Annotated in this window: 13 protein-coding genes; all 13 read right to left on the bottom strand. The window is 56.0% G+C overall.

What is annotated here, in order from left to right:
* Window positions 1-57 precede the first annotated feature (57 nt).
* The 13 genes from rsmA to iorA all read right to left on the bottom strand — a co-directional run bounded on the left by rsmA (window position 58) and on the right by iorA (window position 12,623).
* Complete coding sequence (gene rsmA, locus LDN12_RS08165; protein WP_223922174.1) at window positions 58-885, bottom strand: 16S rRNA (adenine(1518)-N(6)/adenine(1519)-N(6))-dimethyltransferase RsmA; 828 nt, start codon at window positions 883-885, stop codon at window positions 58-60.
* The gene (gene tsaD, locus LDN12_RS08160; RefSeq protein WP_223922173.1) at window positions 882-1,904 is read right to left on the bottom strand and encodes a tRNA (adenosine(37)-N6)-threonylcarbamoyltransferase complex transferase subunit TsaD; all 1,023 of its coding nucleotides are present in this window, start codon (window positions 1,902-1,904) and stop codon (window positions 882-884) included. Before tsaD ends, rsmA begins: the two co-directional genes overlap by 4 nt.
* A complete protein-coding gene (locus LDN12_RS08155) occupies window positions 1,905-2,648 on the bottom strand; it encodes an ABC transporter ATP-binding protein (protein WP_223922172.1) in 744 nt (247 codons plus the stop codon). It lies immediately after the preceding gene.
* 66 nt (window positions 2,649-2,714) lie between these two features.
* Entirely contained in the window at window positions 2,715-3,467 is a 753-nt protein-coding gene (locus LDN12_RS08150; RefSeq protein WP_223922171.1) for an ABC transporter ATP-binding protein, read from the bottom strand.
* Window positions 3,460-4,419: a branched-chain amino acid ABC transporter permease gene (locus tag LDN12_RS08145; protein WP_223922170.1), complete on the bottom strand. Its 960-nt coding sequence runs from the start codon at window positions 4,417-4,419 to the stop codon at window positions 3,460-3,462. Before LDN12_RS08145 ends, LDN12_RS08150 begins: the two co-directional genes overlap by 8 nt.
* A 4-nt stretch (window positions 4,420-4,423) precedes the next feature.
* Complete coding sequence (locus tag LDN12_RS08140; protein WP_223922169.1) at window positions 4,424-5,305, bottom strand: branched-chain amino acid ABC transporter permease; 882 nt, start codon at window positions 5,303-5,305, stop codon at window positions 4,424-4,426.
* A 139-nt stretch (window positions 5,306-5,444) separates the two neighbouring features.
* Entirely contained in the window at window positions 5,445-6,584 is a 1,140-nt protein-coding gene (locus tag LDN12_RS08135; RefSeq protein WP_223922168.1) for an ABC transporter substrate-binding protein, read from the bottom strand.
* Between the two features lie 33 nt (window positions 6,585-6,617).
* Window positions 6,618-7,760 carry an ABC transporter substrate-binding protein gene (locus tag LDN12_RS08130; RefSeq protein ID WP_223922167.1) on the bottom strand — a complete coding sequence of 381 codons (1,143 nt, stop codon included), beginning with the start codon at window positions 7,758-7,760 and terminating at the stop codon, window positions 6,618-6,620.
* Window positions 7,761-7,784: 24 nt separating this feature from the next.
* Complete coding sequence (locus LDN12_RS08125) at window positions 7,785-8,216, bottom strand: ACT domain-containing protein (RefSeq protein ID WP_223922166.1); 432 nt, start codon at window positions 8,214-8,216, stop codon at window positions 7,785-7,787.
* 165 nt (window positions 8,217-8,381) lie between these two features.
* Window positions 8,382-9,683, bottom strand: a complete 1,302-nt coding sequence (locus LDN12_RS08120) for a phenylacetate--CoA ligase family protein (RefSeq protein ID WP_223922165.1) — start codon at window positions 9,681-9,683, stop codon at window positions 8,382-8,384.
* Between the two features lie 14 nt (window positions 9,684-9,697).
* Window positions 9,698-10,273: a carbonic anhydrase gene (locus LDN12_RS08115; RefSeq protein WP_223922164.1), complete on the bottom strand. Its 576-nt coding sequence runs from the start codon at window positions 10,271-10,273 to the stop codon at window positions 9,698-9,700.
* Window positions 10,270-10,863 (bottom strand): indolepyruvate oxidoreductase subunit beta, encoded by a 594-nt coding sequence (locus tag LDN12_RS08110; RefSeq protein ID WP_223922163.1) that lies wholly within the window; start codon window positions 10,861-10,863, stop codon window positions 10,270-10,272. The genes LDN12_RS08115 and LDN12_RS08110 overlap by 4 nt, the downstream gene beginning before the upstream one ends.
* On the bottom strand, window positions 10,860-12,623 hold the full coding sequence (gene iorA, locus LDN12_RS08105) for an indolepyruvate ferredoxin oxidoreductase subunit alpha (RefSeq protein ID WP_223922162.1): 1,764 nt from the start codon (window positions 12,621-12,623) through the stop codon (window positions 10,860-10,862). Before iorA ends, LDN12_RS08110 begins: the two co-directional genes overlap by 4 nt.
* Window positions 12,624-12,728 lie beyond the last annotated feature (105 nt).

The following is a 12,728-nucleotide window of genomic DNA, read 5'->3' as shown; positions in this document are numbered from 1 at the left end:
AAGAACATATCATCCTTGTTGTGTAGCTCTCTCTTGCCACAGTTGTTCTTGGCACCGCTAAAATTCCGCTGTAGACGAAAACTTCGACAAGCTTCGCGAAAGCGAGGCAAACTCTTCCATGGAGAGAGTCTCTCCACGACGTTTACCATCGATACCGCACTGTTGCAGAATTTCACGCAAATCTTCCACCGAGGCCAGTTCCGTCGCCTTTAAACAGTTGGACAAGGTCTTGCGGCGCATGGCAAAGGCTCCCTTGACCACCTTCCGGAAGACAGCCTCATCGCCAACCTCTACCCGGGGGCGGTGAAGCGGCACAAAACTCAGCACTGCCGAATCCACCTTGGGACGGGGATGAAAACAGGTTGGTGGGACAATGAACTCCCGGCGAATGTCGAACCACAACCCCAGGAGCAGTGTCGTCACCCCGTAATCGGCGCAATCCGGCGAGGCCACAAGCCTTTCACCGACCTCGCGCTGCAGCATCAGCACCAGCCGGGAAAAAAGGCCGCGCATCTCCAACAGACGGAAGAGAATCGGGGTGGAGATATTATAGGGAAGGTTGGCTACCACCTTCCAGGCCGACTGCTCCTTGCCCAGCACTTCGGCCAAATCAAGCTCCAGGATATCGCCATCGATAACCGTAACCAGGTCATTGCCGGCGTAGCGTTCTTTCAGGGCGGCCGCAAGGGCATGATCGAACTCCACGAGCGTCAACCTGCGGGCATTCTGTACCAGCAGGTCGCTCAGCGCCCCCCGTCCGGGGCCGATTTCAAGTATGCTATCTTCCGGGTCCGGTTCGGCGGTACGAATAATCTTGGCAATGATGTTGCCGTCAACAAGAAAATTCTGGCCGAGGGACTTGAGTGGACGACGCAATGTTGTCATGAAAACTGGTCCTTGATACGGTCCATCTCCCAGGTAGCGGTGACGTCCTGAGAGAGTGGGGATGCATAGCCGTTACACAGATAATAATTGCCGGCAACCGCCAGCATGGCGGCGTTATCGCCGCACAACGCCGATGTGGGGATATGCAGTTCAACCCCAAGATCAGCCGCCATGCGGTTCATGCGGCTGCGCAGGGCACTGTTGCACGCTACGCCTCCCGCTACCACCAAACGTTGAATGCCATTCTGCCTGAGAGCCGCCTCGGTTTTGAAAGCCAGGACATCGCAGACCGCCTCCTGAAATGAGGCGCACAGGTCACTCGCATCCTGGCCCGGTATGGTTACGGGATGCTTGGCGATCCGCTGGAGCATTGCCGTCTTGAGGCCGCTGAAGCTGAAGTTGAGGCTGCCGTCATTTATCAGCGGCCGTGGCAGGCGTACCGCCTGGCAGTCCCCACCCCGCGCCAAGGCGTCGATGCGGGCACCGCCAGGGTATTCGAGTCCCATAATCTTGGCGGATTTGTCGAAGGCTTCGCCGGCAGCATCGTCGATGGTTCTGCCAAGGGTTGTGTACCGTCCGAAGTTTTCCACAAGATAAAGATGGGTATGTCCTCCCGACACCACCAACGCCAAAAAGGGAAACGCCACCGGCTGTTCCAAAAAAGCGGCAAAAATGTGCCCCTCAATGTGATGTACGCCCACAAAGGGGACTGCTTGGGCAAAGGCAATCGCCTTGGCCGCAGAAAGTCCCACCAGAAGAGCCCCGGCCAAACCCGGTCCGCGTGTTGCCACGACCCCCTGGATATCCTTCATGGTCAGACCGGCTTCGCGTAACGCCTGGCTCACCACTGGCGTAATCATCTCCAGATGCTTACGCGAGGCGATTTCCGGCACGACGCCTCCATACTCGGCATGGATGGCAATCTGTGACGACACCACCGACGAGAGCATCTGACAGCCATCTTTTACCACGGCGGCGGCGGTCTCATCACAGGATGTTTCAATGGCGAGTAAGAGCACCTATCGTTCCCAAATCTCTTTCTTGTCCTTGCCTAGATAGGCCCGCCTGACTTCGGCATTCTCCAGCAGTTCCGCCGACGGCCCCTCGAGTATGATCTTGCCGGTCTCCAGCACATAGCCTCGGTCGGCCAGTTTCAGGGCAGCCTTGGCATTCTGCTCCACCAACAATATGGTGACGCCATTCTCATGACGCAACCGCTCCAACACCCTGAAAATTTCCTGCACCACCAAAGGTGCCAAACCCATGGAAGGTTCGTCGAGCAGCAACAATTTGGGGTTGGCCATCAAAGCCCGGCCAATGGCCAGCATTTGCTGTTCGCCGCCCGACATCGTACCAGCCAGTTGCCGACGCCGTTCCTCCAACCGGGGGAACAGAGTGAACACCTGAGCCATGTCCCTGCGGATGGCAGACCGTTCCTCGCGGCTGCGGTAACGCAGGTAGGCACCCAACTCCAGGTTATCCTCAACCGAGAGGGGCTTGAACACCTGACGTCCCTCCGGCACTTGAGAAATACCACACTTGACGATCCTGTCCGGTGTCAGGGTTGTAACCACTTCCTTGCGAAAAAGCACCTCTCCGCTGCCAGCCGACGTCACCCCGGAAATCGTATTGAGGATCGTAGTTTTGCCGGCACCGTTGGCGCCGATCAAGGTCACGATCTCCCCTTCACCCAGATGCAGGGAAACGTTCTTGAGGGCATGGACCTTACCGTAATAGGTATTTATATTTTTAAGTCGCAGCATCGAAATAATCACTACCCAAATAAGATCAGAATCTGAAACACTAACCCGTCAGCACTGTGCCAAAGGCTATTCATTCCCCAGATATGCCGCGATAACCTCGGGGTTCTCTTGAATTTCCCGCGGCGTGCCCTCAGCCAGCTTTTTACCCAGATTGAGTACCACAATCCGGTCGCATACATCCATTACCAGTTCCATGTCGTGTTCTACCAGAACCACCGTAATATCCATCCCGCGGATCTTTTGGATCAACTGTGCCAGAGCATGGGTCTCCTGGCTATTAAGTCCGGCGGCAGGCTCGTCCATCAGGATGATACGAGGCTTAACGGCCAAGGCTCGCGCGATCTCCAGCAGCCGCCCCTTACCAAAGGAGAGGTTTCCAGCCGTATCACCCGCCAGTTCAGTTATACCCGTGAACTCAAGCCATTGCATGGCGGCTTCCCGGATACGCCGTTCTTCGATAATGCTCCAGGGCATTTTCAAGGAACAAGCCAGCAAACCGCTGGAGCTTTTGGTATGGAGCCCAACCATGACATTTTCCAGCACACTCATGGTGCCGAACAGCTCAATATTCTGGAATGTCCGTACCATGCCCAGGCGCGCCAGCCGTTCCGGGGGAAACCCAGAGATATCCTTGCCCTCCAGCTTGACGTTGCCGGATGTCCGGCTGTAGATACCGGTAATGATATTGAACAGCGTCGTCTTTCCTGCGCCGTTGGGGCCGATAACGCCGGTAATAGAGCCTTGCCCGATGGTGAAGGAAACATCCTCCAGGGCCGTGACTCCGCCGAAAATACGAGTGATGCCGGACACCTCAAGCATTACCGGCCCCCTCCCGTATCCTGGTCATTCTCCTGAAAAGATCGGGGATGCCCCGCGCCAATCCTCCCGGCATGAACATGACCATGATCATCAGCAGGCCGCCGTAGATGATAATGTCGTAGTCCTGGGCGCCTCGCAGGAGTTCGGGCAACAGCGTCAACAGCGCAGCCCCCAGAAACGAGCCGTACACGCTGCCCAGGCCGCCGATCACCACCATGGTGAGCAACTCCACTGAAAAATTAAAACCAAACGAGGCCGGAGAGATGAAGGTCATGGTGTGGGCGTAGAGACTGCCTGCCAAGGAGGAGATGACGGCAGACAGGGCAAAAACCTGTACTTTGAGGAGCCGGGCATTGACCCCCATGGCCCGGGCCGCCACTTCGGAGTCATGGACCGCCCGCAGGGAGCGCCCCACACGGGAACCGGCCAGATTGACGGAAAACAGCACCACTGCAAGGGCAAACGTCCAGACCAGGTAATAGTTCTTGATGTCGTTATCAAACACAAGGGAACCGAAAGTCAGGTTGGGGATACCCGAAAACCCCGAAGGACCGCCGGTAAGATCGATGGTCTCGTTGAAAACGATATAGATGATGATGCCAAGGCCGAGGGTTGCCATGGCAAGGTAATGTCCCTTGAGTTTGAGTATCGGGAAACCGATCAGCCCGGCCAGCATACCGACTGCAAGCGCCGCCAGCGGCATGGCGAGCCACGCATTCCACCCATAGGTGGCGGTCAGAATAGCCGAGAGATAGGCTCCAATGCCAAAAAAGCCGGCATGGCCAAGAGAGATCTGGCCGGCATATCCCAATAGCAGGTTAAGCGCCACCGCCAGCATGGTATTTATGCCGACGAATACCAGCACGTTCATCAGGTAGCTGTCCTTGAAAGCCAGCGGCGCGGCGAAGATCAGTGCGGCAAAGAACACAAATTTGAGCAACTCGCGTTTCATGCCGTCACACCCGTTCCGATTCGGCCTTGCCGAACAGTCCCTGGGGCCGGATGAACAGGATCAGCAACAAGATGATGAAGGCAATGGCATCCTTATAGCCGGAGGAGATAAGCCCCGCTCCCAACGACTCGAGGACCCCCAGGATCAGCCCTCCAACCACGGTGGCGATACCACTGCTCATCCCGCCGATGATGGCGGCGCAAAACCCCTTCAAACCCAGCATGACTCCCACATCGTAGGCGGTCATGGTAAGGGGTGCCACGATGATGCCCGCCAGCGATCCCAGAACCGAACTGATGACAAAGGAGAAGAGCACCATTCGGCGAACGTCGATGCCCACAAGACCGGCGGCGCGGCGGTTGTATGAGCAGGCCCGCATGGCCTTGCCGCTGATAGTGTGGTAGAAAAAAAACTTGTTGACAGCAATGACCAACAGGGTAATGCCCAGAATCCAGATATGCTGGGGCAAAATGGTTGCCCCAGCGATGGAAATCGGTTCATCGCCCGAAAATGGCGGAATCGCATGGGTATCCTTGCCCCACAGCAACATGGCCAGACCGCGGATCAGGATACTGCCCGCGATGGTTATGATCACCAGGTTGATGGGGGTCGGCTGGCGCAGTGGCCTGATGGCAAGCCGCTCGAACAACAACCCTGCCAAGGCGGACACCGCCACGGCACAGGGAATGGCGGCCCAGAGCGGCAGTTTCAGCAACTCCAGAAAAAATAGTGTCAGCATCCCACCCAGCATGACGAATTCGCCCTGGGCAAAATTGATGATGCCCGTGGCATTGAAGATGATGGAGAAACCGATGCCGATCAGGGCGTAGATTGCCCCTGTCGACAAGCCGGAAAACACATATTGAAGAATCTGTTCGAGCTGCATGAATCTTCCGTTCTTACACAGAAACTCCCTCACCTTCACAGGGAGGGTTGGGGTGGGGATGGGGGTGTGCAGCAGGCGCCCGCCCGTGCCTCAAACCTCTCCAGCGGGAGAGGGAGAATCGGTTCATAAAATGGAGATGCTACTTGACGATAACCCAATCCCTTTTCTTCACTTCTACCAGCACAAAGGCATCCTTGTTCAACCCGGCATGGTCCTGAGCCGAATAATTGAATACCCCGCCGATACCGGCAAAGCCGCGCGTCTTTTCTAACTGATCCCGAATCGCGGCACGCGTGTCGCCACCACGTTCAATGGCGCCTTTCAGCAGCATGACCGCATCCCAGGCATGTCCGCCGAAATGATCCCCCTCGGCCCGGTAATGCCGTTGGTAGTCCTTGACAAAGGCCAGCAGGGAACCCTTTTGGTGATCCGAACCGGGAAGCAGGTCCGCCACGATTACTTTTCCGGAAGGGAGTTTAATCCCTTCTGCCGCATCACCGGCCAGCTCGATGAATTTTTTGGAAGACACGCCGTGGCTCATGAACAGAGGCGTTTTGATGCCCAACTGGTGAGCGTTCTTGGCAATAACCGCTGGCCCAGGATTGGTACCCCAGCAGATGATAGCCTGGGCTTGGGAGCCCCTGATCTTGGTCAGTTGGGCGGTCATGTCCGTATCCTTCGGGCCGTAGGTGTCGTCCGACACGACCGAGATGCCGTATTTTGCGGCCTGGGCCTTGAGCTGTTCGCGTCCTGATGCACCGAAGCCGTCGGAAACTGTCAGAATGGCAACCTTCGACTGTTTATGGCGTTGCAGGTATTCGTAAATCTTGCCAACCGCCAGGGTGTCGTTCTGGGCCGTCTTGAAGACCCACTTTTTCACCGGTTCGGTGATCTTTATTCCGGCCGCACACGAGATGAGCGGCACCCGCTCCCTCTCAGCCACCGGGATAACCGCCATGGACTCTCCGGTGGTGCTGGGGCCAATGATGGCCGCCACATGGTCGTCTCTTACCAGCTTTGTGGCAAGTTGTACCGCCTTGGTCGCATCCCCGGAGGTGTCGTAGACAACCAGTTCCAGTTTATGCCCTCTAACGCCGCCGGCCCTGTTGATTTCATCCACCACCATCTTGGCGGTATTACGCTCCGGCTCCCCCAGAAAGGCCGCCGGGCCTGTTACGGCGAACAATCCGCCGATTTTTATCGGAGCGGCCGCGAATACAATATTCGCCGAAAACGTGGTAACAATTGCAATGAGAAACGGAACAAATCGAAGACCCATGACACCCTCCACTCCTGTTGTTATGAAGTCACCTTACTTGACCAGCGACCAGTCGCCCTTTACAATTTTGACCATCTCGAAGGCCGACAGACTAAGGCCGTTATGATCCTTGGGAGACATGGTAAAAATCCCGGAAATGCTGACGAGTTTGTTGGCTTGTTCGATGCCGTTTCTGATCTGCTCCGCCCTCGAACCGTTTTTTTTCAGGGCGCCGGTTACGAGCAGGAAAGCATCATAGGCATAGCCGCCAAAGGTGGATGCCTCGACATTAAAATTCTTTTTGTAGGCTCGATCATAATCCCGGAGTAGCTTTACCTGGGGATCGTTCTTTGGCAGCATATCGTAGATGGCAAGCTTGCCGGCCGGCAGCATGACCCCTTCGGCGGCATCAGCACCAGCCAGTTCAATGTATTTTTTTGAGGCTACGCCGTGGCTCATATAGAGGGGCGTCTTGATGCCAAGCTGCTTCACGTTTTTGGTTATGACCGCCGGACCGGGATTGGTGCCCCAACAGATGATGGCGTCCGGTTTGATACCGCGAATCTTGGTCAATTGCGCGCTCATATCGGTATCTTTGGGACCATAGACCTCATCGGCCACGATCCTGAACCCTTTCTGGGCAGCCAGCGTCTTGATCTGCTCGCGGCCTGAGGCGCCAAAGCCGTCGGTTACCGTCAAAAGGGCAATAGTCTTCTGCTTCTGTTTCGCCATGTGATTGAGGATCTTCTCGGCAGCCACATGGTCGTTGGCAGGGGTTTTGAATACCCATTTTCGGGCCGGATCGGTAATTTTGATACCGGCGGCACAGGAAATCAACGGAACCTTCTCCTTTTCCACCAGAGGGATGACCGCCATGGATTCGCCGGTAGTGCTGGGGCCGATGATGACAGCCACTTTGTCATCCCTGATCAGTTTGGTCGCCAGTTGTACAGCCTTGGTAGCGTCGCCGCCGGTGTCATAGATGACCGCCTCAAGCTTGATGCCGTTGACGCCTCCTTTGGCATTGGTTTCATTGACCAACATTTCAAGGGTTTTTTTCTCCGGTTCCCCGAGGAAGGCTGCCGGCCCGGTTACGGCGAACAGGCCGCCGATCTTGACCGTTCCCGCAGCAAGGGCTGCTGTGGCTGACAGAAGGCCGATGCACATAACACTGCACACTGCGATCAGTTTTTTCATTCTTCCCCCTTGTTGTGAACCGAATTACATGCTGTACAGGCGTTCGCCCGCCAGCACGCTAAAATTATTGGCCTTGAGGGCATTGATAGCCTTATCGACCTCATCGAAACGGAAGATAATCACCGCATTGCCGCCGCAACGCTCCACAAAGGCGTACATATATTCTACGTTGATCTGTTCCGAGTCCAACGTCTGGAGGATGGCCCCCAAGCCGCCGGGACGGTCGGGAACCTCGACGGCAACCACCTCGGTCTTGTTGACGGTAAATCCCTTTTCCTTGAGCACCTTGTTGGCCGTTTCCACGTCGTTCACGATCAGGCGCAGGATGCCGAAGTCCGAGGTATCGGCCAGGGACAACGCCCGGATATTGATGCCGCTCTCACCCAGGATGCGGGTGATTTCCGCCAGACGTCCGGATTTGTTCTCGATGAAGATGGATATCTGCTCGACTTTCATGGTGACCTCCATTTTGAAAAACCTTACTTCTGCCACGGAGACACAGAGACACAGAGGACTTCAAAACCAATCATGAAAAAGCAGTTAAAAGTTTAAACCAAAATCGGTTTAGGTTCTCTCCTGCTTCTTCTCTACGTCTTCGTGGCTCTGTAGCAGACTACATTTTTAGAGTTTACGATTGTCGATTACCCGTTTTGCCTTGCCTTCGCTACGCTGGATTGTTTTAGGCTCCACCAATTTGGCGGTGCAGGTAACCCCCAGCACATCCTTGATCTCTTTCTCGATCCGCTTGGCCAACAGTTGCAGGACCTTGATCTCGTCCGAGAAGAGTCGCTCATCCACCTCTACATGCACTTCCAGGGTATCCAGGTTGTCCTTGCGGTCGACGATCAGCAGATAGTGGGGTTCTACCCCTTCGATGCCCACCAGAATCGATTCGATTTGAGAGGGGAAGACGTTAACCCCGCGGATGATCAACATATCGTCGGAACGGCCGCTCATACGGCTGATACGCGCATGGGTCCTGCCACACACGCAAGGTTCGTAGGAAATACTGGTGATGTCGCGGGTACGGTACCGGATCAGGGGGATACCCTGCTTGGTTATGGTGGTGATAACCAGTTCACCACGTTCTCCCTGGGGCAAACGCCGGCCGGTTTCGGGGTCGATGATCTCGGGAATGAAGTGGTCCTCCCAGATATGCAGCCCATTCTTGGCCTCGATGCACTCGATGGCCACACCTGGCCCCATAATTTCCGACAACCCGTAGATATCGATGGCGGCCAGATTGAGCTTTTCCTCAATTTCGCCACGCATGGCCTCGGACCAGGGTTCTGCCCCAAAGATGCCGACCCGCAGCTTGAGTTTTTTGAAATCGATTCCTTCGGCTCTCGCCTCCTCGGCCATAAACAGCGAGTAGGACGGGGTACAGGTCAATATTGTTGACCCAAAATCCTGCATGATCATGATCTGGCGTTTAGTGTTTCCGCCGGAAATGGGAATGACCGAAGCCCCCAGCCGTTCGGCACCGTAATGGGCCCCCAGGCCGCCGGTAAAGAGTCCGTAACCATAGGCGTTGTGGATGATATCTCCCCGGTGGGCGCCGGCCGCGACGAAGGAACGGGCCATCAGGTCGCTCCAGGTATCGATGTCCTTGTGGGTGTAGCCGACCACGGTCGGTTTGCCGGTGGTGCCGGAAGAAGCATGGATGCGGACAACCTCATCCAGAGGAGCGGCAAACAGGCCATAAGGATAGGAATCGCGCATGTCCTGTTTAGTGGTGAAGGGAAAGCGTTGCAGGTCATCCAGGCTGCGCACATCGGCCGGCTTAAGGCCAGATCTGTCGAATGAAGCCTTGTAAAACGGAACATTAGCATACACCCGTTCAACCACGGCTTGAAGTCGTTTAAGCTGCAGCGCCTCCAGCGCCGGACGGGGCAGGGTCTCGAATTCTTCGTTAAAATACATGCGACGTTACCTCTTCAAAGGATATGCGCAGCGAAACTCTCCTGACTATAACCATCCACGACCACATCCAGGTGGCCGTCGTTAGGACAAAAAATCAGACCATGTATCGGCACGTCTTTGGGAATTAACGGATTATGGCGGATGATCTTGACCACCCGCTCCACATTCTCCACCGGGTGGGCAAAAATCCCAAACCATTGCTTCAGGTCAGGCACGTGGATGTCGATAACATCCTGAGATATGCCGCGCTGGATCATGTCCCTCTTGACCGACTCGGCATCCAGTTGGGCCATGCCGCAATCCCGGTGCCCGATAACGAAGATTTCCTCGACCCCCAGCATGAAGACACCTGCCACCAGACTACGAATGACAGCCCCTGCCATGGGATCAACGATGATATTGCCGGCGTTCTTGATCACCTTGGCATCACCCCGCTTAAGCCCCATGGCCGGTTCCAGAAAATCCACCAACCGTGTGTCCATGCAGGTGAAGATGGCCAACTGTTTTTTAGGCGACTTGGGCAACGGCGGGAAAGCGTTCGGCTTTGTGAAGCGCCGGTTGGCCGCCATGATCGATTCCAGTTGCGTCATGGCTTGCTCCAATCAGATGCCCGGCCCAGAAGGAAAGCCTTTTTGTTCACCTCCAGCGCCTTTTTCGGCACCATCTTTTCTATAGCTTGCAACCAGTAATGCTCGTCGATATCCAGTCGCCGGGACACTGCTCCCAAAAGTACCGTATTGGCGGCCCGGACATTACCCGCCTCGCTGGCCAGCTTCTGGCCGTCCAACAACAACAGGTCGGGAAAACGCGCCCTGATTCGATCCGTCAACCCCTCTGGATAGGGTTCCTGCCCCATCAGAACCGATGGCGGCGCGATACGCAGGTCATTTGTAACTACAGCCCCTCCCGGTTTGAGCAGGGACAGGGAACGATAGGTTTCCATAAGTTCGAAACCGAAGAGGATATCTCCCTCGCCTTCCGGCACAATGGGAGAAAAAACCTCCGCACCGTAGCGTACATGGGAGACCACACTGCCTCCACGCTGGGACATACCGTGGATCTCGCTTTTTTTGACGTCGAAACCGGCCAGCAACATGGTCTCGGAAAGGATTTCCGCAGCCAGAAGAATACCCTGCCCGCCTACGCCGACCAGCAGGATGTTGGTTATTCGCTTATTCATTTGGCCCTCCCGATCGCATCGAACTTGCACAGCTGCCGGCAGACATCGCAGCCGGTGCAGAGCAGCGGGTCGATAAAGGCCGTGCCCTTTTTGCTGCCGTCCCCAGACGGCCGCCATTCGATGGCCGGGCAACCGATCTTGAGGCAGGCGCGACAGCCGGTGCATCTTTCAACTTCCACCGTGTAGGCAGGCCCCTTTTGAAAGACCCCCTCCCGCTTGACCAGTACGCACGGCTTGTCGGTGATGATCACCGAGGTTTCGGAGCGCTCCATCTCTTCCTGGAGCACACTTTTGGTCTGCTCCAGGTCAAAGGGATTGATCACCCGGATATGCTTAACCCCCAGCGATTTGCAGAGCAGGGGAAAATCTATGCTGTGCGACGGGTCGTCCATCAGAGTGAAGCCGGAAGCAGGGTTGTCCTGGCGACCGGTCATGGCGGTAATGCGGTTATCCAGGATTACCACGGTTGAAGGCGAATTATTATAGACCATGTCCATCAAGCCGTTGATACCGGTATGCAGGAAGGTGGAATCCCCGATCACGGCCACTACCCGTTTCCTTTCCTCCGCAGACACAACCTTGCTTACGCCGGTGGCCATGCCGATGGAGGCCCCCATGCAGACGCAGGTATCCATGGCCGAAAGCGGCGGCATGAACCCCAGCGTGTAACAGCCGATATCGCCGGTAACGTAGGCTTTAAGCTGGTTGAGGGCAAAGAACACGCCGCGGTGTGGACAGCCGGGACACATATTGGGAGGGCGGCCAGGGAGCTTCTCCTCGGAGACTGACTGGGGTTGCTGGAGCCCGAAGGCGGAACGGATACGACCCGGTGTCAGCTCGCCGCACAATGGAATCAACTCTTTACCGGTCACGGCAATCCCCATGGATTTGACTTGCTCTTCGATAAAGGGGTCCAACTCCTCCACCACGTAGAGATTGTCAACCTGAGCGGCAAATTCGCGGATCAATGAATGGGGCAAGGGGTGTACCATGCCCAACTTGAGGGTCGATGCGTCCGGCAAGGCCTCGCGCACATACTGATAGCAGACGCCGGAGGTAATGATGCCAATGGAGGTGTCTCGAAGTTCCCGGCGGTTGATGGCCATAGTGGCGCCCGCCTCGGAAAGTTTTTTGATGCGGTCCTCCACGAAAGGGTGGCGGACACGGGCGTTACCCGGCAGCATCACCAGCTTGGCGGCATTTTTAACCAGCTTGGGTTGGGCCAGGCCACTTACCCGCTCGGCCAGTGTGACAATGGACTTGCTATGGGAGATGCGAGTGGTGGTGCGCAGCATGACCGGAGTATCATACTGTTCGGAGAGTTCGAAGGCCAGTCGGGTGAATTCCTTACACTCCTGGGAATCGGCAGGCTCCAGCATCGGCACTTTGGCGAACTTGGCATAGTTGCGGTTGTCCTGTTCGTTCTGGGAAGAATGCATCTCCGGGTCATCGGCCGTAACCAGAACAAGACCGCCGTTAACACCGGTATAAGAGAGGGTGAAGAGCGGGTCAGCCGCCACGTTGACACCGACGTGCTTCATGGTGCAGAGAGCGCGACCGCCGCCGAAGGAGGCTCCAATGGCGACCTCCAAGGCCACTTTTTCATTGGGAGCCCAGGCCGAGTCGATCTCCTTGTAGTTAACGGTGTTTTCCAGAATCTCGGTGGAGGGGGTACCCGGATAGGCACTGGCCACGCGACAACCTGCCTCGTAGGCACCGCGGGCGATAGCCTCATTGCCGGACAAGATTTCCTTGTTCATCTGTGTTTCCTTGAGTAGTCAGTTTGTGTGAAGCCACATAGGATTGTGAACTATACTAAAAGAGGGGTGGGAATGCAATTTGTTTGCAATCAGTGGCAATTGCAA

Source organism: Geobacter sp. AOG2 (assembly GCF_019972295.1).
GTDB lineage: Bacteria > Desulfobacterota > Desulfuromonadia > Geobacterales > Pseudopelobacteraceae > Oryzomonas.
This window is presented reverse-complemented; position numbering and strand designations above follow the sequence as displayed.